19 protein-coding genes are annotated in these 21,932 nt (G+C 61.2%); 6 read left to right on the top strand and 13 right to left on the bottom strand.

Annotated elements, in window-relative coordinates; genetic code table 11:
• Positions 1–2 precede the first annotated feature (2 nt).
• Positions 3–584: an electron transport complex subunit RsxA gene (rsxA, locus tag ACFWHB_RS13670; protein WP_106887207.1), complete on the bottom strand. Its 582-nt coding sequence runs from the start codon at positions 582–584 to the stop codon at positions 3–5.
• A gap of 111 nt (positions 585–695) precedes the next feature.
• Here rsxA and ACFWHB_RS13665 point away from each other — a divergent pair, with 111 nt between their 5' ends.
• Together ACFWHB_RS13665 and ACFWHB_RS13660 are read left to right on the top strand one after the other, a co-directional pair.
• Positions 696–1,592, top strand: coding sequence for a DMT family transporter (locus ACFWHB_RS13665; protein ID WP_395948658.1), 897 nt, complete (start codon positions 696–698; stop codon positions 1,590–1,592).
• A gap of 61 nt (positions 1,593–1,653) precedes the next feature.
• A complete protein-coding gene (locus tag ACFWHB_RS13660) occupies positions 1,654–1,851 on the top strand; it encodes a hypothetical protein (RefSeq protein ID WP_395948657.1) in 198 nt (65 codons plus the stop codon).
• 79 nt (positions 1,852–1,930) lie between these two features.
• On the opposite strand, the gene ACFWHB_RS13655 is transcribed toward ACFWHB_RS13660, so the two are convergent.
• Together ACFWHB_RS13655 and ACFWHB_RS13650 are read right to left on the bottom strand one after the other, a co-directional pair.
• Entirely contained in the window at positions 1,931–3,229 is a 1,299-nt protein-coding gene (locus tag ACFWHB_RS13655) for a methyl-accepting chemotaxis protein (protein WP_394293348.1), read from the bottom strand.
• Positions 3,230–3,550: 321 nt separating this feature from the next.
• Complete coding sequence (locus tag ACFWHB_RS13650) at positions 3,551–4,006, bottom strand: DUF4124 domain-containing protein (RefSeq protein WP_395948656.1); 456 nt, start codon at positions 4,004–4,006, stop codon at positions 3,551–3,553.
• A gap of 299 nt (positions 4,007–4,305) precedes the next feature.
• On the opposite strand from ACFWHB_RS13650, the gene fabV reads away from it, so the two are divergent.
• Both fabV and ACFWHB_RS13640 read left to right on the top strand, forming a co-directional pair.
• Entirely contained in the window at positions 4,306–5,499 is a 1,194-nt protein-coding gene (gene fabV / locus ACFWHB_RS13645) for an enoyl-ACP reductase FabV (RefSeq protein ID WP_106887202.1), read from the top strand.
• 162 nt (positions 5,500–5,661) lie between these two features.
• Positions 5,662–7,137, top strand: coding sequence for a YfcC family protein (locus ACFWHB_RS13640; RefSeq protein ID WP_395948655.1), 1,476 nt, complete (start codon positions 5,662–5,664; stop codon positions 7,135–7,137).
• Positions 7,138–7,190: 53 nt separating this feature from the next.
• On the opposite strand, the gene ACFWHB_RS13635 is transcribed toward ACFWHB_RS13640, so the two are convergent.
• Complete coding sequence (locus ACFWHB_RS13635) at positions 7,191–8,405, bottom strand: pyridoxal phosphate-dependent aminotransferase (RefSeq protein ID WP_106887201.1); 1,215 nt, start codon at positions 8,403–8,405, stop codon at positions 7,191–7,193.
• A gap of 359 nt (positions 8,406–8,764) precedes the next feature.
• Between ACFWHB_RS13635 and ACFWHB_RS13630 the strand changes: the two genes are divergently transcribed.
• Positions 8,765–8,974 carry a DUF1653 domain-containing protein gene (locus tag ACFWHB_RS13630; RefSeq protein ID WP_395948654.1) on the top strand — a complete coding sequence of 70 codons (210 nt, stop codon included), beginning with the start codon at positions 8,765–8,767 and terminating at the stop codon, positions 8,972–8,974.
• Between the two features lie 60 nt (positions 8,975–9,034).
• On the opposite strand, the gene ACFWHB_RS13625 is transcribed toward ACFWHB_RS13630, so the two are convergent.
• From ACFWHB_RS13625 to ACFWHB_RS13605, 5 genes are all read right to left on the bottom strand, one after another.
• Positions 9,035–9,292: a GrxA family glutaredoxin gene (locus tag ACFWHB_RS13625; protein WP_010674029.1), complete on the bottom strand. Its 258-nt coding sequence runs from the start codon at positions 9,290–9,292 to the stop codon at positions 9,035–9,037.
• Between the two features lie 339 nt (positions 9,293–9,631).
• On the bottom strand, positions 9,632–11,065 hold the full coding sequence (gene dacB / locus ACFWHB_RS13620) for a D-alanyl-D-alanine carboxypeptidase/D-alanyl-D-alanine endopeptidase (protein WP_106887200.1): 1,434 nt from the start codon (positions 11,063–11,065) through the stop codon (positions 9,632–9,634).
• Positions 11,066–11,157: 92 nt separating this feature from the next.
• Complete coding sequence (locus ACFWHB_RS13615; protein WP_395948653.1) at positions 11,158–12,918, bottom strand: DEAD/DEAH box helicase; 1,761 nt, start codon at positions 12,916–12,918, stop codon at positions 11,158–11,160.
• A 113-nt stretch (positions 12,919–13,031) separates the two neighbouring features.
• Positions 13,032–14,069 carry an HlyD family secretion protein gene (locus ACFWHB_RS13610; RefSeq protein ID WP_289987324.1) on the bottom strand — a complete coding sequence of 346 codons (1,038 nt, stop codon included), beginning with the start codon at positions 14,067–14,069 and terminating at the stop codon, positions 13,032–13,034.
• A 10-nt stretch (positions 14,070–14,079) separates the two neighbouring features.
• On the bottom strand, positions 14,080–14,412 hold the full coding sequence (locus ACFWHB_RS13605; RefSeq protein WP_106887198.1) for a DUF3302 domain-containing protein: 333 nt from the start codon (positions 14,410–14,412) through the stop codon (positions 14,080–14,082).
• A 243-nt stretch (positions 14,413–14,655) separates the two neighbouring features.
• On the opposite strand from ACFWHB_RS13605, the gene ACFWHB_RS13600 reads away from it, so the two are divergent.
• Entirely contained in the window at positions 14,656–16,266 is a 1,611-nt protein-coding gene (locus tag ACFWHB_RS13600) for a mechanosensitive ion channel family protein (RefSeq protein ID WP_395948652.1), read from the top strand.
• 71 nt (positions 16,267–16,337) lie between these two features.
• Here the strand turns inward: ACFWHB_RS13600 and ACFWHB_RS13595 are convergent, their stop codons facing one another.
• From ACFWHB_RS13595 to ACFWHB_RS13580, 4 genes are all read right to left on the bottom strand, one after another.
• Positions 16,338–17,759 carry a carbon starvation CstA family protein gene (locus ACFWHB_RS13595; RefSeq protein ID WP_395948651.1) on the bottom strand — a complete coding sequence of 474 codons (1,422 nt, stop codon included), beginning with the start codon at positions 17,757–17,759 and terminating at the stop codon, positions 16,338–16,340.
• A 142-nt stretch (positions 17,760–17,901) separates the two neighbouring features.
• On the bottom strand, positions 17,902–18,606 hold the full coding sequence (gene btsR / locus ACFWHB_RS13590) for a two-component system response regulator BtsR (protein WP_234568638.1): 705 nt from the start codon (positions 18,604–18,606) through the stop codon (positions 17,902–17,904).
• On the bottom strand, positions 18,603–20,294 hold the full coding sequence (locus tag ACFWHB_RS13585) for a sensor histidine kinase (RefSeq protein ID WP_395948650.1): 1,692 nt from the start codon (positions 20,292–20,294) through the stop codon (positions 18,603–18,605). Before ACFWHB_RS13585 ends, btsR begins: the two co-directional genes overlap by 4 nt.
• 352 nt (positions 20,295–20,646) lie before the next feature.
• Positions 20,647–21,882, bottom strand: coding sequence for an HD-GYP domain-containing protein (locus ACFWHB_RS13580; protein ID WP_395948649.1), 1,236 nt, complete (start codon positions 21,880–21,882; stop codon positions 20,647–20,649).
• Positions 21,883–21,932: the final 50 nt, after the last annotated feature.

Raw genomic sequence — 21,932 nt, 5'->3', positions numbered from 1 at the left:
CGCTATATCTTGATGAGGCCGGTAAAGCCCATGAAGGCCAGCGACATCAGGCCGGCGGTGACCATGGCGATGGAGACGCCGCGAAAGGGGGTGGGCACGTCGGCGGCCACCAGACGCTCACGCATGGCGGCAAACAGGATCAGCACCAGCGAGAAACCGCAGGCAGCCCCGAAGCCGTAGATGATGCTCTGGATGAAGTTGTGGCGCTCGTTGATGCTCAGCAGCGCGACGCCCAGCACGGCACAGTTGGTGGTGATGAGGGGCAGGAAGATGCCGAGCAGGCGATAGAGGGTCGGGCTGCTCTTGCGGATCACCATCTCGGTGAACTGCACCACCACGGCGATCACCAGGATGAAGCCCAGGGTGCGCAGATAGGCGATGTCCAGCGGGATCAGGATATAGTGCTCCATCAGATAGGAGCAGGCGCTGGCGAGCGTCATCACGAAGGTGGTGGCCAGTCCCATGCCGATGGCGGTTTCCAGCTTGCCAGAGACGCCCATGAAGGGGCATAGGCCGAGAAACTTCACCAGCACGAAGTTGTTGATCAGCACGGTACTGACCAGTAAAAGCAGGTACTCAGTCATTGACGATGGGTTTTCCGGTGTGAAGGCGGCGGTATTATCTGATGTTAGGTGCCTTTAGACAACCGCAAGGCCGTATGGTTATTATTCGGGGGCCCAATTCATGGAGGCATTGTGCGCCCGCTACCCATACTGACCCTCACCCTGGCCATGCTGCTCTGGTCCAGCTCCTTCATCGCCCTCAAACATGTGCTGGAGGTCTGGTCCTTCGGCCAGGTGCTCTTCATGCGGATGTTGGTGGCCTCCTGCTGCTGGCTGCTCTGCTACCGCCAGCTTGGCCGGTTCAGCTACCAGAAGGGGGATTGGCGCTGGCTGGCCCTGATGGGCGCCCTGGAGCCCTGCCTCTATTTCCTGCTGGAGGTCAACGCCCTGCGCTACACCAGTGCCGGGCAGGCGGGCATGGTCTGTGCGCTGCTGCCCCTGATGGTGGCCCTGGTGGCTTTCGTGCTGCTGAGGGAGCGAGTGAGCCGCCGCCAGCTGCTGGGTTTTGCCATCGCCATCTGCGGCATCGCCCTGCTGGGGCTGGCCGAGGGGGCGGATGAGTTCGCCCCCAACGCCCTGCTCGGCAACAGCCTGGAGATGGGGGCCATGCTCTGCGCCGCCACCTATTCGGTGGTGTTCAAGAAGCTCTCCAGCCGCTACGGCGTCATGACCCTGACCGCCCTGCAGGCCTTCGTCGGCACCCTCTTCTTCGCCCCCTTTGCCTTCAGCGAACCCTGGCCCATCAGCTGGGACTGGCAGGACATGGGGGTCATCCTCTTCCTCGGCGCCTTCGTGACGCTTGGCGCCTACCTGCTCTACAACTGGTCGGTGACTCAGGTAAAGGTGACCCTGGCGGCCGCCTATGTGAACCTCATCCCTGTCTTTACCCTGCTGCTCGCCTATCTGCTGCTGGGGGAGACGCAGGGTGCCTTGCAATGGGTTGCCTGCGCCGCCGTGCTGGCCGGCATCGGGGTCGGCCAGTTGCCCGTGGGCAAACACCGGGTGCGCAGCGCCGCCGCCCAGAGTTGACTTCCCGCCGATCGGCTACAGTCTGGACAGGGACCTATGCTGGCCATGAAGGAGCCACACCATGAGCGACATGAACTTGCTGGCCGAGGCCAAGACCTTGCTGAGCCACCAGCCTTTTACCCTGGCCGATGCCAGGGCTCTGGAGGCCCTGGAGGAAGCAGCGGTGGGGGAGGAGGGGCTGTGCATCGCCGAGTTGTGGGAGCTGGCCCTGGATCAGGCCGACGAGGAGGCGAGGCGCTATCTGCAGGGGGAGGATTGACGCCTCTTCAAGCCTCTTGGCTGACAAAAAACAACGCGGGGCCTGGCCCCGCGTTGTTATTGGATGGCGCACTCCTGGCTCAGATGGAGAGACTCTTGACGGTGTCCGAGACGGAGTTGGCGTCTTCGATGATCTCCTTGATGACGTCGGCGATGATGTTGGCCTGATCCTGCCCCGCCACCGCCTTGCCTGAGACGACTGAGACGGTCTGGGTGATCTTGGAGGTGATGTCGGAGTTGTGCTTGATGACGGAGACGATCTCGTTGGTGGAGGTCGAGGTTCTGGCTGCCAGCTGCCTCACCTCGTCGGCGACCACCGCAAACCCCCGGCCCTGCTCGCCGGCCCTGGCCGCCTCTATGGCGGCATTGAGTGCCAGCAGGTTGGTCTGATCCGCGATGCCGCTGATGGTGGAGATGATGGACTCTATGCTCTTGGATTGCTGATTGAGCAGGTCTATCTGCTTGCTCACCTCGTTGACCGAGGTGTTGATGTGGGAGGAGGTCTCCAGCACCTTGTCGATCACCTCGCGCCCCTTGGCGGCACTGGCGACGGTTTCGCTGGCGATGGCGCAGGCCTTCTGGGCAGCTTCCCGGGTGGAGATGGATTTTTCCACCCGCTCAGTGATGTCGCTCGCCAGCTTGATGATTTTGACCACCTTGCCCTCGTGGTTGAAGATGGGGTTGTAGGTCGCCTCCAGCCAGATCTTCTCCCCGCGGTTGCCAAGGCGCATGAAGAGCCCGGACTTGATGTCCCCCGAGCCGAGATCGCGCCAGAAGTTGGGATTTTTCTGATAGAACTCCGGATCGCAGAACTGGCGGTGGTGTTTGCCGACCACCTCCTCCAGCCGGTAGCCGAAGCAGTGGAGGAAGTTCTGGTTGGCGGTGATGACGGTGCCGTCCGGCTGGAAATCGATCACCGCCAGCGACTTGTCCAGCGCCGCCAGCAGGGCCTGGGTGCGCTCCAGGGAGGACTGCTGCTGGGTCACGTCCGAGGCAACCTTGGCGACGCGTGCCACCTTGCCATCGATCATGATGGGGAAATAGGTAGCCTCCAGCCAGATAGCCTTGCCCGACTTCGACTGGCGGATGAAGCGGCCGTTGCGGGAGATGCCGCCGCGCAGATCCTGCCACAGGCTCTCGTAATCACGGGTCTTGACGTCCTCGGGGAAGCAGAGCGCACTGTGGTGCTTGCCAATTACCTCCTCACGTTGAAAGCCCACGATCTTCAGGAAGAGGTCGTTGACGAAGGTGACCATGCCCGCCGGGGTAAACAGGATGAAAGGCACCTGGGACTGGATGGCCTGCTCGAAAGCACCCAGCTCCGCCATCTTCGCCACCTGTTCACTCGCTTCCTTGCTTGCTTTGTGATTCCAGAACATACGGAGCTCCTCCATGAGACCCTTGAATGACAGACCGACAGTAATCTGAGTGAATTAACAATAGCATTGCTGCCTGATGAAGCTTCATCGACTCCGAATCAACTTTTTGAATATTTAATTTCAATCCTGATGAATTTTTCTCCCTCAATCAGGTTTCTAACGAAGATTGCTCCTGGCCGGATACTGGCGAACAGCCAGACCTGATAGTGGCATGAGGGTGACCCTGTTGGCACTGACGATTGTGTTACCTTTTGGTGTCACTGTGCGGGCAGTGAGCCCATCCGGTGAAAAACGGGCCTGTGCACAGGGCAGGGGAGGGGATTATTTTGACTGCTGGAGGGTGTTTATCTTCTTGTTCAGCGCCTCCATCTCGTTCTGGTATTGGCGCGCCACGGCCTGCCTCCTGGGAGAGCGTACGCTGCCCTCGAGATCGCTCGTCTCTGTCGTCGTCGCCCTCTGTTCGTTGTTGTCACCGGCTATCTCACGGTTCATCTGCTGTTTCTTTGTCTCCATCTCGGCGCGAAGCGCGTCTATCTGGCGCTGCTTCTGGCCGCTGGCCAGGTTCTCTTCGATCTCCCTGGTCTGTCTGGTGGCCCTCTCGACCTCCTCGGGGGAGGGGGTGTAGATATTGAGTGGCAGCGGCTTGGCGTCACTGCTGCAGGGGATGTCGCTGAAGGTGACCTGGCCGTTGCGGGTACATTGATAGACATCGGCACGGACAGCCGGGGCTGTGACGGCAACCAGACAGCCAAGCGTGATAATCAGCACGGGTGACATAGACTCCTCCTTGAATCCTCTCTTTGCACAGTAGTACAGAGGCCCTGGCCAGACAATCAGCCACTATCGACGCCGCCAGTATGGAGCCGGCCCTTTCCCCTGTCGTGTCGCCACTCGTCCGGGCACCCTCGTGCACCCGCCGGGATCTGGCGATCGGCATATGGGCTGTGGATTGAGGTGACAAACGGCGGGATCTTGGCCGGTTTTCCCCGCAGTTCAACACATCAGAGCACCATAACGGGCCACAATGAGGTATCTTATGCCCCGATTTCATTCATTTAACGGTGTCGAGACCCAACATGATTATAAAACCCAAGGTTCGCGGCTTTATTTGCACCACCACCCACCCGGTCGGTTGTGAAGCCAATGTTCGTCGCCAGATTGCTTACACCCAGGCCAAGGGCACCATCGAGAATGGTCCCAAGAAGGTACTGGTGATCGGCGCCTCCACCGGTTATGGTCTGGCCTCCCGGATTGCCACTGCCTTCGGTAGCGGCGCCGCCACCATTGGCGTCTTCTTCGAAAAGCCGAGCTCCGAGACCAAGACGGGCTCCGCCGGCTGGTACAACTCCGCCGCCTTCGACAAGGCCGCCAAAGAGGCCGGTCTCTACGCCAAGAGCGTCAACGGCGATGCCTTCTCCCACGAGTGCCGCGCCAAGGTGATCGAGCTCATCAAGCAGGATCTGGGTCAAATCGATCTGGTGGTCTACTCCCTGGCCTCCCCGGTGCGCAAGATGCCGGACACCGGCGAAGTGGTGCGCTCTGCCCTCAAACCCATCGGCGAGGTCTACACCTCCACCGCTATCGACACCAACAAGGATCAGATCATCACCGCTACCGTCGAGCCGGCGAACGAGGAAGAGATCCAGAGCACCATCACCGTCATGGGCGGTCAGGACTGGGAGCTGTGGATGGGAGCCCTGCGTGATGCGGGCGTGCTGGCCGACGGCGCCAAGTCCGTGGCTTACTCCTACATAGGCACCGACCTGACCTGGCCCATCTACTGGCATGGCACCCTGGGCCGCGCCAAGGAAGATCTGGACCGCGCCGCCACCGCCATCCGTGGCGATCTGGCTGCCAAGGGCGGCACCGCCCACGTGGCCGTGCTCAAATCCGTGGTGACCCAGGCTTCCTCTGCCATTCCGGTGATGCCGCTCTATATCTCCATGGCCTTCAAGATCATGAAGGAGAAGGGCATCCACGAAGGTTGCATGGAGCAGGTGGATCGCATGCTGCGTACCCGTCTCTACGCTTCCGACATGGCGCTGGACGAGCAGGCCCGCATCCGCATGGATGACTGGGAGCTGCGTGAAGACGTGCAGCAGACTTGCCGCGATCTCTGGCCCTCCATCACCACCGAGAACCTCTCTGAGCTCACCGACTACGCCGGCTACAAGCAGGAGTTCCTGCGCCTGTTCGGTTTCGGTCTGGACGAGGTGGATTACGATGCGGATGTGAATCCGGACGTGACCTTCGACGTGGTCGAGCTCTGAGCCTGACAGCGTGACAACAGGGCCCTGCGGGGCCCTGTTTTTTTTGCCGCTCATTCAAGCTGTTGCCGCAGGTTTATTATCCGCGATCACCTTTTTTCACTATCAAACCCGCTAGGCTTGCGCTGATCGGAACATTGACGGCATTGCCGAGGAAGGGAAGCCATGACCACTCCAAACGAGGCGCCCAAGAAGCGCCAACTCCCCACTGTCTATACCCTGCTTTTCATCATCATCGCCCTGATGGCGGCCCTCACCTGGGTGCTGCCGGCGGGCAAGTATAACTATGTGACCGCCAAGACCCAGCAGCCGATCGCGGCGGCGGCCGTGGCCGACTACAGCGGCGACGAGCGATTGCTGCCTGTGCCCGGCAGCTATACCGAGCTGCCTTCCCAGCCCCAGGGGGTGTTCGAGGTACTTAAGGCCCCGATCCAGGGCTTTCACAAGGCGGCCGATGTGGCGCTCTTCGTGCTCATCATCGGCGGCTTTCTGGCGGTGACCATGCAGAGCGGGGCGCTCGATGCCGGGGTGGGAGCCATAGTGCGCGCCTTTGCCGGTCGTGAGCGACTGCTGATCCCGGTGCTGATCGCTCTCTTTGCCCTCGGCGGATCCACCTTCGGCATGGCGGAGGAGACGGTGGCCTTCTGGGCGCTGATAGTGCCTGTCATGATGGCGGCGGGCTTCGATCGCATGGTGGCAGCGGGGATCATCCTGCTCGGCTCCGGGGTCGGGGTGCTCGCCTCCACCGTCAACCCCTTTGCCACCGGCATCGCCTCCGGTTTTGCCGGCATTCCCATCGGCGAGGGGATTGGTCTTAGGGTCATCCAGTGGCTGCTGTTGGTGATCTTCGCCTCCTGGTTCGTGATGCGCTACGCCAAGCAGGTGCAGCAGGACAAATCCCGCTCCGTGCTGGCCGACATCGTCTATGACGACGAATTCTCCCAGATGAAGAGCAGCAATCTTGCCTTCAGCGGCAAGCAGAAGCTCACCATGCTGGTCTTCTTCGGCACCTTCCTGCTGATGATCTATGCGGTGGTGCCCTGGTCGGATCTGGGCATAGATCTGCTGCCCACCTTTGGCTGGTGGTTCGACGAGCTCTCCACCCTGTTCTTCAGCGCCTCCATCCTGATTGCGATCATCAACCGGATGCCGGAATCCAACTATGTGGCGACCTTCCTGAGCGGGGCTCGGGATCTCATCGGGGTGGCCCTGGTGGTGGCGGTGGCGCGCGGCATCTATGTGGTGATGGAGCAGGGCGTCATCATAGACACCATATTGCACTGGGCCGAAGGGCTGGTGACCGGGCTCTCCTCGTCGGTCTTCATCCTGATGGCCTATCTGGTGCACATCATCCTGAGCTTCTTCATCCCCTCCACCTCGGGGCTGGCGACCGTCTCCATGCCGCTGATGGGGCCGCTGGCGGATTTCTCCGGCATCTCCCGGGATCTGGTGATCACCGCCTATCAGTCCGCCTCCGGCTGGATCAACCTGTTCGCTCCCACCGCCGCTCATCTGGTGGCGGGGCTGGCGCTCGCCAGGATCCCCTACGATCGCTTCGTGCGCTGGGTGCTGCCCTTTATCATCGGCGTGGCCCTCATCACCATTGGGGTGCTGGTGGCCGGTACCCTGCTCCCCGGCTGAAAAACGACAGACAGCAAAAAGGCTCCCGAGGGAGCCTTTTTCATGAGCCTTGCTTACTGCTTGTAGCCCTTGAGGAAGCGGGCGAGACGGCCTATGGCCTCTTCCAGCTCCTCTTCCCGGGGCAGGAACACCAGCCGGAAGTGATCCGGTGCCGGCCAGTTGAAGCCGGTGCCCTGCACCAGCAAGAGCTTCTCTTGCTGCAGCAGGTCGAACACCATCTTCTGGTCGTCGCGAATGTCGTACACCTTGGGATCGAGGCGCGGGAACATGTAAAGCGCCCCCTTTGGTTTGACGCAGGAGACGCCGGGGATCTCGTTCAATAGCTCCCACGCCTTGTCCCGCTGGCGGCGCAGGCGGCCGCCCGGCAGGATCAGCTCGTTGATGCTCTGGTAGCCACCAAGGGCGGTCTGGATGGCGTGCTGCATGGGCACGTTGGCACAGAGCCGCATGGAGGCCAGCATCTCCAGCCCTTCGATGTAGCCCCTGGCACGGCCCTTGGGCCCGGTGATGACCATCCAGCCCTGGCGGAATCCGCAGGCGCGGTAGGCCTTGGAGAGGCCGTTGAAGGTCACCACCATCACATCGTCACACTGGGTGCAGACGCTGGTGTGGGAGATGTCGTCGTAGAGGATCTTGTCGTAGATCTCGTCGGCGAAGATGATGAGGTTGTGCTGGCGGGCGATCTCGATCAGCTCCAGCTGGAATTCGCTGCCGTAGACGGCGCCGGTCGGGTTGTTCGGGTTGATCAGCACCAGGCCGCGGGTGCGCGGGGTGATGCGGGCGCGGATGTCGTCCAGATCCGGATGCCAGTCGGCCCCTTCATCGCAGCGGTAGTGCACCGCATGGCCACCGGAGAGGGTGACGGCGGCGGTCCAGAGCGGGTAGTCGGGGGAGGGCACCAGCATCTCGTCGCCGTTGTTGAGCAGCGCCTGCATGGCCATCACGATGAGCTCGCTGGCGCCATTGCCGATATAGATGTCGTCGATGTCGACCTTGCGCATCCCCTTTTGCTGGTAGTACTGCATCACCGCCTTGCGGGCCGAGAAGAGCCCCTTGGAGTCGCAGTAGCCCTGGCTCTGGGGCATGTTGAGGATCACATCCTTGATGATCTCTTCAGGCGCATCGAAACCGAACGGGGCCGGGTTGCCGATGTTGAGCTTGATGATGCGGTGGCCTTCGTCCTCGAGACGGCGGGCCTCTTTATGCACCGGGCCGCGAATGTCATAGCAGACATCGTCGAGCTTGTGCGACTTGTCGATAGTGAACATGGTGAGCGTGATTCCTTCCCCTGGGGGCGCGTTGGCAGAAAAGCTTTTTTTAGTATCAAATTTCTCTACCCCTATTCTTCACAGAATTGAATGCTAGAACAATCTAATTTATGGAATAAATCCCTGATATTTACCCCTGAAACAGGGTTGCCAGTCTGTTAAATTCAGCAGGATCGTTTGCCTGTCTCGCGAGAGACTAGTGAAAGATGAGGGAGAGGTTCATAAAGCAGCAAGAGTGTATTGAATTATCCATCCCATCTGGCACGATTGGCTGGGGTAAAAATCTGCTCCCACCCCTGCTGCCGGCCAAGGGCGCGCGCAGCTCAGGGCGTCCTTTCATCCTGTCATCGAGGATCTTCATGCACGCACCCGCAACCGGTCGCTACCGCCACTTCAAGGGGGGTTACTATCAAGTGCTCGCCCTGGCCCTGCACACCGAAACCCAGGAACAGCTGGTTGTCTACCAATCCGAGCAGGATGGTCATGTCTATGCCCGCCCGGTCGCCATGTTCATGGAGTGGATTGAGCATCAGGGGCAGGTGGTGAGCCGCTTCACGCCGGTGGAGTGAACCAGGTAGAACAAGATCAAAAAAGGCGCCTGAGGCGCCTTTTAAATTGGGAAAACTGTCTTACAGACCCAGATTGGCTCTGGCATAGGCCTCGAAATCGGTGCAGCCACCGATGTGCTGCTCGTCCAGGAAGATCTGCGGCACTGTGGTGACGGGCTTGCCCGCCTTGGCGGCCAGATCGTCCTTGGTGAGCCCGGCGACGTTGATATCCACATAGCGGAACTCGAAGTCATCGCGCTCCTCGGTCAGTTGCTCGGCAATCTGCTTGGCACGAACGCAATAGGGGCAACCCGGGCGACCAAAAATTTCTACAAACATCTTTTCTCTCCGTTAGATAAGGCCGTTGAGACGAGGCTGGCGACAGCATAGCCTCGGCTTTGGGCCAGTCAAAGCTGAAAATACCGATACGCGCATTCGCCGTGCTCGATTGCACCCCGGATAGGTGCCGACACAGAGGTCGGCACCTGGCGCGGGATTCTGGATTGGCGGCGGCGAACTATTCCAGCCCGATAACTCGGCAATCTCGGCAATCTCGGCACTCTGGATTCGTGGCTGCCGAGCGATGCGTTCCGCGCCACTCAAGCCTGCCTTACTGTTCGGCAATCTGATTCGTTGCTGCTGAGCGATGCGTTCCGCTCCACTACACTCCAACCTGCCTTATTGCTCGGCAATCTGGAGGGGTTGCTGCTGATAGATGCTCTCCAGCACCCCCTTCTCGAACACTGTCCAGGGCCAGGCGGCCTTGCTGGCGCGGTAGCGCTCGTGGGTCGCCGGATCCTGGGACAGACCGCGCTGGAACATCACGAAGGCCTTGCGCTGGCCACCCGCGGTGTCGATAAAGCCGGCCAGGTTGGAGGTGCCGGTGATGGTGCCCGTCTTGGCGTGCACCTTGTTCTTCATCATGGGGGCGGTGACGCTGCGTCGCCAGGCCAGGGTGCCGTCCACCTGGGAGCTAGGCAGCAGCTTGATGAAGTCGAGCTCGGCGTCGTTCTTCTGGATGAAGTTCAGCACCGACAGCATCTGGCGTGCGCTGATGAGGTTGTGGGCGGAGAGGCCGGAGCCGTCGGCCAGGGTGGCGTTGCCCAGATCTATGCCGTGCTTGGTCAGGATGGCGCGCACCGCCATGGTGCCGCTGCGATAGCTGCCCGGCTTGTTGTAGTAGTGACGACCCACGGTTTTGAGGAAGGTGTCGGCGTAGAGGTTGTCGGATTTCTTCAGCATCTTGGAGAGCATCACCGGCAGGGAGACCGAGTAGTGGGTGGCCAGGGTATCGGCGCTCACCGGAGCCTGATGGGTGACCCGCAGCAGACCATCGTGGCTGATCCCTGCGCGGTTCATGGCCCAGCGGATGTTGTCCCAGCCCCAGGCTTCCACGTCGTGAATGGCAAAGCGCAGGCCCTGCGGCTCCTTGTTCGGGGTGATGCAGCCCTTGAGTTCGTAGAAGTTGCCCTTGGCCATGTCCACTTCCAGGGCGCAGAACTGACGCGCCATGTCGCCATAGCTCATCACCTCCACGTTGTCGGCACCTATGCCGATGGGGACGCCGGTGGCGACGTTGCCCACCGCAGGCCTGCCAATCTGGGTGGCTGTGATGGTGCCGTAGGCACAGTTCTTGTCGATGATGACGGCGGAGACGGGGGCTGCGAAGCAGAGAGTCTGATCCCCCCAGGACCAGCCGTTGCCGCGCTCATAGCCGTTGTAGGCGCCGGTGTTGACGTAGACATTGCCCTGGATGCGGGTAACCCCTAGCTGCTTGAACAGGGCCACCAGATCCATCCGCGACAGTGTGGGGTCGCCGACGAAGTTGATCCAGATGTCGCCATTGATGGTGTTGCCTTGCCTGGCGCCAGCCTGGGCCTGGATCTCGGTGGCGAAACGGAAGTCGGCGCCGAGCTCGAGGCGGGCGGCCAGTGCGGTCAGCACCTTCATGGTGGAGGCGGGGGCTATCATGTCGTCGGCGTGACGGGCAAATTCCACCCCGCTGTTGCCCTGGACTATGACGGCGTACTGGCCCCCCTTGGGCGGGGTCAGCGGGGTGGCCTGGGCCACCAGGGAAAAGAGAGCACAAAAACCAATCAACAACCGCTGCATAAGATCCTCTAACTGAACGAAGGGCGCCGGCAGTGCGATGCGCCCCTGATAATCAAACCTGGTGACTGTCATTTGCCCGCCAGACGGCGTGGCTAGGCAAAGGCGTTGGCAGTGCGGTACCGCCCTTCATAATCAAAAATTTTCTCCTTCACCTGCCAGAAACGCCCCGACTTGCGTGCGATGACGAAATCCGGGTGACGGAACTGGCTTTGCGCAGCCAGCACGCTCGCCAGAGTGGTGAATTCGGGCTCCAGGCCCGGGGCGGGCCAATGATGACGCACAAAGCGTTGTTGAAACAAGCGCCGCGCACCGCTGGTGTGAAAGGCGAAGTACTCCGTCAGGGTAAGACCGTCCTCATCGTGGTAGGTCACCTCCAGCCGCTCCCCCTGTTTGCCGCGCCCTGCGGTGAGGGTGAGACCGGCGCAGCGAATGACCATGCAGTCCTTGAGATTGAGGGCTTCCTTGAGCTTGTCATCCGGATCCACCAGCAACTGGTCGCAGCTCTGGCAGCGGCGAGCTGCGATGTCGTTTTCGGCGCCGCAGGCGGGACAGATCTTGGCGCGAAAGCGATAGTCGCACTCCTCGCGGTGGCCCTCGTCATCTTCAAACAGCCCCTGGCAGCGGCGGCCGTAGTGCTCGACCACCTTGCCCTCCTCGTCTGTCTTGCCCCAGAAGGTGTTGGCAAAGCCGCAGGCGGGGCAGGGGACCTGTACCGGCTCTGTGCCGGCGTGGGGTCTGGGCTCTCCCACTTCGGGGGCAAACAGGTTGAAGTTGTTGCCCGCATAGTCGAGCACCAGGCAATCGGTCTTGCCCGGCGACAGGCGCAGGCCGCGCCCCACAATCTGCTGATAGAGCGACACCGACTCGGTGGGGCGCAGCATCACGATGAGATCCACATGGGGGGCATCGAAGCCGGTGGTGAGCACAGCCACGTTGACCAGAAACTTGATCTCCCGCTCCTTGAAGGCATGGATCAGGGCATCGCGCTCCGGCCCCGGGGTTTCGCCGGTGACGAGGGCCGCCGTCTGGGATTTGGCGAGCAGCAGCCCCTGAATTTCCCGGGCGTGCTCGACGGTGGCGGCGAAGATCATCACCCCTTGCCGCTTGGCGGCATACTCCAGCACCTGATTGAGGATATGGGGGGTGACCCGCTGCTGGCGCTTGAGCTCGCCGTTGAGATCCGCCTCGCTGAAGAGGCCGTTCTCCCTGGGTACCAGCTTGCTGAAGTCGTAGTGGACTATGGGGGCATCTATCATGCGCGGTGGCGTCAGGTAACCATTCTTCACCATGAAGCGCAGGGGCAGCTCGAACACGCAGTCGCCAAAGAGCCGCTCGCCGTGGCTCTTCACCATGCCATGGTAGTGGCGCCGGTAGATCCAGCCCAGCCCCATCCGGTACGGGGTGGCGGTGAGCCCCAGGATCCTGAGGGCCGGATTGGTCCCCTTGAGATGCTCGATCACCTGATGGTACTGGCTGTCGTCATCGAGCGAGACTCTGTGGCACTCGTCGATGATGAGCAGGGAAAACGCCCCATCAAACGTGGTCAGGTTGCGGGCCACCGACTGCACCGAGCCGAACACCACCTGGGCGCTCGCCTCCTTGCGGGCTAGGCCTGCGGCGAAGATGTCGGCCTTGAGCCCCCAGGCCTCGTACTTGGCGTGGTTCTGCTCCACCAGCTCCTTGACATGGGCCAGCACCAGCACCCGGCCACGGGCCTTGCGGGCCAGTTCGGCGATCACCAGACTCTTGCCCGCCCCAGTGGGCAGCACCACCACGGCGGGATCCGGGAGCTTGCGAAAGTGGCTGATCACGGCGTTGACGGCGTCGGTTTGATAGGGTCTGAGAACGAACATGGGGGCGTGGCGTGTGAGCATGGTGCGGCGCAGGATGGCGCCATTATAGGGATCTTGGGGCCACAAAAACAGCGGGCCGGCATGATGCCGGCCCGCAGATACCACCAAGGTGCTTAGTGGAAGGGGAACAGGTAGTTGAGCCAGCTGCCCATGCGCAGCAGGATCTTGCGCATGATGGCCACATGGTGCATGTGGTCGGTGTAGATGGCTGCCTGACCGCTGGAGCCGGCGATCACCTGATACTTGGCCCAGTCTGGATCCGTGATGCGGATGAGCACCGGCAGGCGACCCGGTTGCTGCGCCGAGCTCTGATCCACCAAGGGGGCGTTGGCTTGCACGTTGCCGGACGCTATGGCCGGGATGATGGCCTCGACCTTGCCCTTGAAGATGCGGCCTGGGGCGCCATCGATGACCACTTCCGCTTCGTCACCCGCCTTGAGGCGTTGCATGCTGTTCTGCCAGAACCAGCCCACATAGAAGTTCTCGTCCTTGTGAACGAAGGTCATCACGGGGCGATACAGGTAGGGAGTGGCCACCATGCCGGGGCGCAGGGCCATTTGCAGCACATAGCCATCCGAGGGGGCATAGACCACTGTCTGATCCAGGTTGTACTGTGCTTCGCTCAGTTGGGCCTGCAGATCTTCGATGGTCGCTTTCTGCTGATCTATCTGTGCCGTGATGTCATCGACGTTGGCCTGCGTCACATCCAGATCGCGCTGTTTGCCGATACCACGGCGCATCAGCTCTTTCGCCCGATCCCGGTCAAGCACCGCAGAGCGGAGTCTGGCGCTGATGGATTTGAGGCTCTCCTTGCTGGCGGTGAGACGGGCGGCCACGCTGTTGACTTTCTGCTCGAAGCGCACCGGATCTATCTTGAACAGCACGTCGCCTTGCTTCACTTCCTGGTTGGGCTTGACGGGGACCTCGGTCACTCGTCCCTTCACCAGGGGAACGACGGGGGTGGAGACGTAGTAATCCCGGGCCGTCTGGGCATAGGGGTGGTTGTAGTTCATCAGGGTGATGAGGGCCCCTATGATGAAGACTCCACCAAGCACGGCGGTCGGTACAGTCCACTTGTTGAGCGGGATCTTGAAGATCTTGAAAATCCCTACACAGATGGCCGTATAGGTGAGAATAAGTAGCAAATCCATGGAGGGTTACCTATTTTTCAGTCTGTTCGAGCGTGGTCATACGGGCCTGCAGGGCGGCAAGCTCTTGCTTGAGTGCGGTGATTTCGCCTTCGTCTTTTTCAAGACGCTGGCTGAACCCCCAGCCGCGATCAGGGCGATAGAGCGTGGCCCAGATCCAGAGGAAAGGCCAGAGCACGTGCAGGGTGAACAGGCTGACCCAGCCGGCCACATGAATGGCATCCTGGTGCGGGTGATTGCGATGCTTGGCGATTTCATAGGGAATATCGTGTATGACGATGACTCCATAGAACATGATCAAGACAACGAACACCAATATTCCCAGGGCAATGTAGTCAAGTACCATCGGTTTCTCCCATCAAAGTCGCGAGGCCATACCCGGAGCCTGGCATTCACAATAATCGGCTCATGATGACAGCATATTAGCAGAGCGCAAGGGGGCGAGCAGGGAGTTGGGTCATCAGTACAGGCTCGGTTAACCGGTTGGCTATTTATCAGGCATCATTGATTTCTTTCTATAAAATCAAGCATGAAAGAGATTCGTATGTCTCGTAACAAAAAAAGGTGCGCGATGGAAAGGCGATACACAATGAACCTCTGGTTGGGGCTGCTGCTCATGCTAGCCCAGGTCACGGCAGCATGGGCCGCCGAACCCCGGCTGGAGCCGACTGTGCAGGAGAAGGCACAGACCCTGGTGCTGCTCCATGAACCCATCGTCATGCTCCAGGCCAAGTTTGGCACTCTGGACGGGGCGGGCAGGGTCCGGCTGGTGCAGGAGCGGCTCAAGCAGATGCAGGCCTCCGATCTTGAACAGCCGGTGACCCTGGTGAGCGCCAGGCGCTTCGGGCAGGACAGCCGGGAGTTCCTGGTCAACGGCAAGCGGATCCTGGTGCTGGTGGAGGGGGATCTGGAAGCCCTCGACGAGCTGACGCTGGATCAGGCGAGCGAGCGTGTCCGCCAGCGGCTCGACAAGGTACGGCTCAAATACCTCGAGTTGCACTCCACCCCCTATCTGGTCAAGGCTGGCGGCTTGGCGCTCCTGGCCAGCCTGATCTTCTTCGGCCTCATCTGGTCTCTGCAATGGGGTCATAGACGAGTCAGGAAGTGGCTCGCCAATCGCCTCCTGCTGCAGAAGGGATTGATCCCCCATCAGTGGCGCCAGGTAGCGGGCAACGTGGAGATCCGCCTGCTCGGCCTGCTGACCCTGTTGCTGATCTTCATGCTCACCTATGGCTGGCTCACCTATGTGCTTGGTCTCTTCCCCCAGACCCGGGCCTGGAGCGAGCGGCTGGGAGACTCCCTGTTTGCCCTGTGCGGCGACATGCTGGAGGGCATGATTGCGGCCATGCCGGGCCTGGTGACAGTGATGCTGATCGTCATCATCACCCGCTTCTTCATCCGTATGCTGGCCATTCTCTTCGATCGCATCGAGCGGGGGCAGTTTCGCGTGCAGGGGCTGCATGCCGAGACCATAGGCGCGACCCGGCGGCTACTCTCTGTGGTGATCTGGCTGTTTGCTCTGACCGTGGCCTACCCCTATCTGCCCGGTGCCGACTCCGACGCCTTCAAGGGGATCAGCGTCTTCTTCGGCCTCATGGTGACCCTGGGGTCGGCGGGCATCATGAACCATGCCATGAGCGGCCTGGTGCTCATCTACTCCCGCGCCCTGCGGCCCGGCGATCTGGTGCAGATTGGCGAGGTAGAGGGAATGGTGAGCGAGCTCAATGCTCTCTCCACCAAGCTGGTGACACGCCAGGATCACGAGGTGACTCTGCCCAATGCCGTGGTGGTGGGGGGCAAGGTGGTGAACCTGACGCGGCTGGCGGGGGAGAAGGGGGTAGCACTGCTGACCAAGGTGACGATCGGCTACGATGCGCCCTGGCGTCAGGTGCACGCCATGCTGGAACTGGCGGCCCGGCGCTGCACCATGCTCAATCAGACCGAGCCGCCCCTGGTGCGTCAGCTCAATCTGCAGGACTGGTATGTGGAATACGAGTTGCAGGTACGGATGAAGGCGGACTTGCTCCCCGCCGTGGTCAAGACCGAGCTTCATGGCCACATCCAGGATGTGTTCAACGAGTTCGGTGTGCAGATCATGTCCCCCAACTTCATCGCCCAGCCGGAGCAGGCGGTGCTGGTGGCCAGGGAGCACTGGTACCAGGCGCCCGCCGAGGCGCCCGGGACGCCCGCCAAGGAGTGAACCCCTGGAAAATGAAGAGGCCCGGCAGCAATGCCGGGCCTCTTGTCATGGGGAAAACACAGTCTCTGGACTCAGCTCTCCTTGGCTTCCCTTAGCTGCGAGGGTCTGAACTTCACCAGGAAGGCCAGGGTGATGAGGGCGGTACTCACCAGACCTATGATGGTGGAGACGTTCATCGCCAGCCCGAAGCCGATGGGGGCGTTGGCCAGGTAGGTGATGACCACGGCTGTCATGAAGATGGCGGGTATGGTGCAGATCCAGTGCAGCTTGCCCTCCTTGATGAGGTAGGCGGCGGCGGCCCACAGCATGATGACGGCTGTGGTCTGGTTGGCCCAGCCGAAGTAGCGCCAGATCACCCCGAACTCGGCCTTGGAGATGATGAAACCGAGGATGAACATGGGGATGGCGATGAGCAGGCGCTTGACCAGCGGCTTCTGGGTCATCTTCAGGAAGTCCGCCACTATGAGGCGAGCGCTGCGAAACGCGGTGTCACCGGAGGTGATGGGCAGGATCACTACGCCGAGGATGGCCAGAATGCCGCCCACTGTGCCGAGCAGGCTGGTGGAGACCTCGTGTACCACGGCCGCCGGGCCGCCGTTGGCCATGGTGGTGTTGAGCGCTTCGGTGCTGTCGTAGAAGGAGAGACCCAGGGTGCACCAGATGAGGGCGATGATCCCTTCCCCTATCATGGCGCCGTAGAAGATGAAGCGGCCGGATTTCTCGTTCTGCATGCAGCGCGCCATCAACGGTGACTGGGTGGCGTGGAAGCCCGATACCGCGCCACAGGCGATGGTGATGAACAAGAGCGGCCAGAGCGGCAGCTCGGTCGGGTGCAGGTTGGAGAAATCCATCCCTGTGTTGTAGAAGCCCTTGCCGGAGACGATGAGGCCGATGATGAGGCCGACCGACATGAACACCAGCAGGGCGCCGAAGATGGGATAGAAGCGGCCGATGATCTTGTCGATGGGGACTATGGTGGCGAGGATGTAGTAGGCAAAGATCGCCACTATCCAGTAGACCAGATCGGTGGAGGTGAGGTTGGCCAAGAGGCCCGCCGGGCTCAGCACGAAGACCACGCCCACCAGCATCAAGAGCACCACGGCGAACAGGTTCATGAAGTGCTTGGCGGCGGTGCCGAGGTGCTCACCGACCACGGTCGGTACCGAAGCGCCCTTGGCGCGCACCGACAGCATGCCGGAGAAGTAGTCGTGAACCGCGCCGGCGAAGATGCAGCCGAACACTATCCAGAGCATGGCGACCGGGCCGTAGAGGGCACCGAGTATGGGGCCGAAGATGGGGCCGACGCCGGCGATGTTGAGCAGTTGAACCAGGTAGACCTTCTTGTCCGACATGGGGACATAGTCCACGCCGTCGGCCATGGTGATGGCGGGGGTGGCCAGCTCGGGTTTGGGACCGAATATGCGCTCGACAAATTTGCCGTAGATGAAGTAGCCCGCGACCAGCAGACCGACACAGAGGAAGAACCAGATCATTGTTACGCTCCAGCATTGTTATTTTATGGTGTGCGCGGTCAGTCTAGGTGGGGGCTTCTGTTAACGGCAGGTAAATGATGGTGAGCGGCGACATGGCGACCCGAGCGGTCGCCCGCTGTGATCCGGCGCACAGCGGGCGCCCTCATTCCAGCCCCAGCTCGTCTTTGAGCTCCTTGAGATAACGTCGGCTGACCGGCACCCGGGCGCCGCTTGGGGTGACTATCTGGGCCAGCTGGTTTTCCAGCAACTGGATCTCGAAGATGGCGCCCGGGGCCACCAGGTACTGGCGGTGGCAGCGCAGCAGCGGTGTCTTCTCCTCCAAAGATTTCAGGGTGAGCTGGGTGTGAAACAGCTCCCCCTGGCAGGCGACATGCACCCCGCCGAGATCCGAGAAGGCATACTCCACCTGCTCGACGGGTAGCAGACGCACCCGGTTGTGTAGGTAGCCGGGGATGTGGCGAATGGCCGGTGTCAGCGCAGCCACCGGCTGGGGGCTGAGATCCTGTTTGAGGCGCGCCAGCGTCTTCGCCAGCCGGGCGGGCTCCACCGGTTTGAGCAGGTAGTCGAAGGCATTCTCCTCGAAGGCCTGGATGGCGTAGTCATCAAACGCCGTGACAAAGACGATGCGGGGCAGGGGATCCAGCATGGCCACCAGCTCCATGCCGCTGAGCTTGGGCATCTGGATGTCGAGAAACACCACCTCCGGCTTGAGCCGCGCAATGAGTGAGAGCGCCTCTATGGCATTGGCGGCCGAGCCGATGATCTCGATGTCGGGGTCGCTGCCGAGCAACTCGGCCAGCTCCTCGCGGGCATAGGGTTCGTCGTCGACTATCAGGGTGCGGATCATGTGATCTCCTTGGAAGGGGAATCCGGCTGTCTGGGCAGGGTGAAAGAGACCCGGGTCCACTGCTCCGGCTCACACTGCACCTGGATGCCAAAGCGCTCGCCGAAGGCACTCTTGAGCCGCCTGTCCACAATGCTCATGCCAAGGCCGTCCCCCTGGGGACCCGGCTGCCAGGCTCCGGCATTGTCCTCCACGCAGAGGGTGACCCCCTCTGGCCCCTCCTCGGCGAAGAGCCGGATCCGCCCCTGCTCCAGCAGGGAGCAGATCCCGTGCTTGATGGCATTCTCGATGAGGGGCTGCAGGGTGAAGCTCGGCAGTTGCATGTCGGCCAGGTGCGGCGGTATCTCGTTGATGACGGTCAGGCGCTCGCCAAAGCGGGCCTGCTCTATCTCCAGATAGGACTGGCAGTGCTCCTGCTCCTCCCGCAGCGTGGTCAAGCCGCTCTGGCGCTTGAGGTTCTTGCGAAAGAACAGGGAGAGGTGCAGCAGCAGCTGGCGTGCCCGCTCGGGGTCGCGCCGGGTAATGGCACTGATGGTATTGAGGGTGTTGAACAGGAAGTGGGGATTGATCTGCGCCTGCACCAGCTTGAGCTCGGACTGCACCAGCAATCGCTGCTGCTGCTCCAGCCGCCCGCTCAGCAACTGCTGTGACAGCAGGTTGGCTATCCCTTCCCCCAGGGTGTGGTTGATCTTGAGGAAGAGCCGCTTCTTGGGTTCATAGAGCTTGATGGTGCCTATCACCCCCTGATCCCCTTGCAGCGGGATCACCAGCACCGAGCCGAGCTGGCACTGGGGGGAGATGCTGCAGCGATAGGGACGGCTGTTGCCATCGGCAAACAGCACCTTGTTCTGGGCTATGGCCTGCAGGGTGATGGCGGAGGTGATGGGGGTGCCCGGTTTGTGGTGATCCTCCCCGGTGCCGATGAAGGCGAGGATCTTGTCGGTGTCAGTGATGGCGACGGCGCCGACCCCTGTCTCCTCCTGCACTATATGGGCTATCTTGCGGCTCGCCTCTGGGGTGAAGCCCTGGGTCATGATCCCCAGGGTGCGGTTGGCTATGGTGAGCGCCTTGGCGGAGAAGACCCGGGAGAACTTCTCGTACATACGTTGCTGGTCGCGGATCATGCTGATGAAGAGCGCCGCCCCGCAGGAGTTGGCGAGGATCATGGGGGTGGCTATGGTGCGCACCAGCTGCAGGGCCTGCTCGGACGGCGTGGCGACCAGCAGTATGATGACCATCTGCAGGATCTCGGCGTAGAGGGTGGTGAAGAAGGCAATCCGGGGATTGAACAGGGCATCCACCCGGTTCGTTCGCATCAGCCGCCAGTGCACCAGGCCCCCCAGCAGCCCCTCGCAGGTGGTGGAGATGGCGCAGGCGAGATCGGTAAAGCCGCCCAGGGTATAGCGATGCAGGCCCCCGGTCAGTCCCACCAGAAAGCCCACCAGGGGACCTCCCAGCAGCCCCCCCAGCACGGCGCCGACGGCGCGGGTATTGGCGATGGCGTCGTCTATGTCCAGCCCCACATAGGTGCCCAGTATGCAGAAGCAGGAGAAGATGACGTATATCAGTATCTTGTGCGGCAGTCTGACCGAGTAGTTGGCCAGGGGGCGCAGCAGGGGGCTCTTGGAGAAGAGGTAGGCAATGACCAGGCTGACACTCATCTGCTGGAGCAGGGAGAGGACTAATTGCATAAAAAACCTTCCTCAAGATGTATCCCGGGCCCGAACACCACCTGGGCGAACTGTGAGCAAGATCTCGTCTTGATGCAGGACGCGGCCCCATGGCGGGGGCAGTTTGCCAGAATGAAAAAATAAAACCATATAAAATCAGCACGTTAAATTGATATTTGTGTAACCGGGCGGCGCTTGATATTGCTGAATGGAGCATGAATGTGCCCACTGGGTGCGCCACACGGAGGTGGCATGCTCCGCCCGGCCTTCGGCTGGGCGTTTTTTATCCAGCTCCAATGGCGGACGATTTTGAGGGGGCTCGAGCAATTATTCAGGTTTGTCCAATGAGTTATCCCCAGCTTCTGGGGATAACTCAGAAGGCGAAATAGTAGCAGACGCGTCGGCCCAGGTTGAAAAATGGCCGTTGTCCCTCATCCAGCTCCTCCTGCCTGAGGGTGGCTATGATGCTTCTCCCATCTTCCCGCAGATCCATCATGGCCACGGCTTCCGGGCGCTGCCCCTTGATATAGGGTTGCACCTTGGGTTTGAGGGGCATGCTGGGCTCGCTCGAGAGCACCAGCGCCACCGAGTCATCGTCGAGGCGCACCAGGGATCCGGGCGGATAGACCCCCAGCACCTTTATCAACAATCTGACCAGATCTTGATCGAATTTCTTCTGGGACAACTTGTAGAGCTGGCCGATGGCCTGGCTCGGTCCCGCCGGGTGGAGGCCGCTGCGCGGGTGCAGCAGCTCGTCGTAATAGTCCACCAGGCCGATGAGGCGGGCGAGGGGAGGTATCCTGTCCCCCTGGATGCCAAGGGGAAAACCGCTGCCGTCCAGCCGCTCGTGATGGAGGTGGGCAACCTCGCGGATCCTGGGCTCGAAGGCCTGCAGCTGGTTGAGCATCTCCAGTCCGTACTGGGGATGCATGTTGAGAAAGTTGATCTCCGCCTTGTTGAGCTCTCCCCGCTTCTGGGTGATCTGGCTCGGGATCCTGAGCTCGCCGATATCGTGCAGCAGGCCAGCCAGCCCCGCCTCCTCGATCTCGATGGGGCTCATGCCCAGCTCCCTTGCCATCAGCATGGCGATGAAGGCCACGCTCAGACTGTGTTGCAGCAGGATGTCAGTGTGCTGGCTGCGGATGAGGTGCAGGCCCAGGGGGCCCTGATGGTCGGCGAGGCGGGTAGCGACGGTGCGCACCATCTGGGCGGTGTTGGCCAGCCCCTCGTCGGGCTTGAGATTGAGGGCGCCGAGGGCGTCGCGAAGATCAGACAGAGATTGGCCGAATGCCTTGTCGGCGGTGCGAAGGGAGCGGCGAAAGGCCTTTTCGTCGAACGCGGGTTCAGTCGGGAGGGCGGAGGCATCTTGCGTCGCCCCGAGATCGGGTGAAGGTGCCGGCTCGGCCCGCAGCAGGGGCTCGACGGGGAGATCGCTCTTGTCGGGATCCACCATCAGCAGGGTGAGTTCGAGGTGACGGATGATCTCGAGTTGCTGCTGGTCGCGGATCTTGAAGGCATTGAACATGAAAGGGTGGCTGGTCCATCCCGTGGGGAGATGGATGTAGTGGCCGACTCTCAATTGCTCGATGGAGGCCTGGATCAGCGCCATAGACTCACTCTTCTGTCGAATTTGCCTATCAACAAGCTAGCAAAATTAAA

The organism is Aeromonas mytilicola subsp. aquatica, from assembly GCF_044336385.1.
Classification (GTDB): Bacteria; Pseudomonadota; Gammaproteobacteria; order Enterobacterales; family Aeromonadaceae; genus Aeromonas; species Aeromonas rivipollensis.
This window is presented reverse-complemented; position numbering and strand designations above follow the sequence as displayed.

Excerpts from the sequence above, each read along its gene's own strand:
- rsxA (WP_106887207.1), bottom strand. The coding sequence starts at position 584 with ATGACTGAGTACCTGCTTTTACTGGTCAGTACCGTGCTGATCAACAAC.
- ACFWHB_RS13660 (WP_395948657.1), top strand. The coding sequence starts at position 1,654 with ATGAGCGACATGAACTTGCTGGCCGAGGCCAAGACCTTGCTGAGCCAC.
- ACFWHB_RS13655 (WP_394293348.1), bottom strand. The coding sequence starts at position 3,229 with ATGTTCTGGAATCACAAAGCAAGCAAGGAAGCGAGTGAACAGGTGGCG.
- ACFWHB_RS13650 (WP_395948656.1), bottom strand. The coding sequence starts at position 4,006 with ATGTCACCCGTGCTGATTATCACGCTTGGCTGTCTGGTTGCCGTCACA.
- fabV (WP_106887202.1), top strand. The coding sequence starts at position 4,306 with ATGATTATAAAACCCAAGGTTCGCGGCTTTATTTGCACCACCACCCAC.
- ACFWHB_RS13640 (WP_395948655.1), top strand. The coding sequence starts at position 5,662 with ATGACCACTCCAAACGAGGCGCCCAAGAAGCGCCAACTCCCCACTGTC.
- ACFWHB_RS13635 (WP_106887201.1), bottom strand. The coding sequence starts at position 8,405 with ATGTTCACTATCGACAAGTCGCACAAGCTCGACGATGTCTGCTATGAC.
- ACFWHB_RS13630 (WP_395948654.1), top strand. The coding sequence starts at position 8,765 with ATGCACGCACCCGCAACCGGTCGCTACCGCCACTTCAAGGGGGGTTAC.
- ACFWHB_RS13625 (WP_010674029.1), bottom strand. The coding sequence starts at position 9,292 with ATGTTTGTAGAAATTTTTGGTCGCCCGGGTTGCCCCTATTGCGTTCGT.
- dacB (WP_106887200.1), bottom strand. The coding sequence starts at position 11,065 with ATGCAGCGGTTGTTGATTGGTTTTTGTGCTCTCTTTTCCCTGGTGGCC.
- ACFWHB_RS13615 (WP_395948653.1), bottom strand. The coding sequence starts at position 12,918 with ATGTTCGTTCTCAGACCCTATCAAACCGACGCCGTCAACGCCGTGATC.
- ACFWHB_RS13610 (WP_289987324.1), bottom strand. The coding sequence starts at position 14,069 with ATGGATTTGCTACTTATTCTCACCTATACGGCCATCTGTGTAGGGATT.
- ACFWHB_RS13605 (WP_106887198.1), bottom strand. The coding sequence starts at position 14,412 with ATGGTACTTGACTACATTGCCCTGGGAATATTGGTGTTCGTTGTCTTG.
- ACFWHB_RS13600 (WP_395948652.1), top strand. The coding sequence starts at position 14,656 with ATGAACCTCTGGTTGGGGCTGCTGCTCATGCTAGCCCAGGTCACGGCA.
- ACFWHB_RS13595 (WP_395948651.1), bottom strand. The coding sequence starts at position 17,759 with ATGATCTGGTTCTTCCTCTGTGTCGGTCTGCTGGTCGCGGGCTACTTC.
- btsR (WP_234568638.1), bottom strand. The coding sequence starts at position 18,606 with ATGATCCGCACCCTGATAGTCGACGACGAACCCTATGCCCGCGAGGAG.
- ACFWHB_RS13585 (WP_395948650.1), bottom strand. The coding sequence starts at position 20,294 with ATGCAATTAGTCCTCTCCCTGCTCCAGCAGATGAGTGTCAGCCTGGTC.
- ACFWHB_RS13580 (WP_395948649.1), bottom strand. The coding sequence starts at position 21,882 with ATGGCGCTGATCCAGGCCTCCATCGAGCAATTGAGAGTCGGCCACTAC.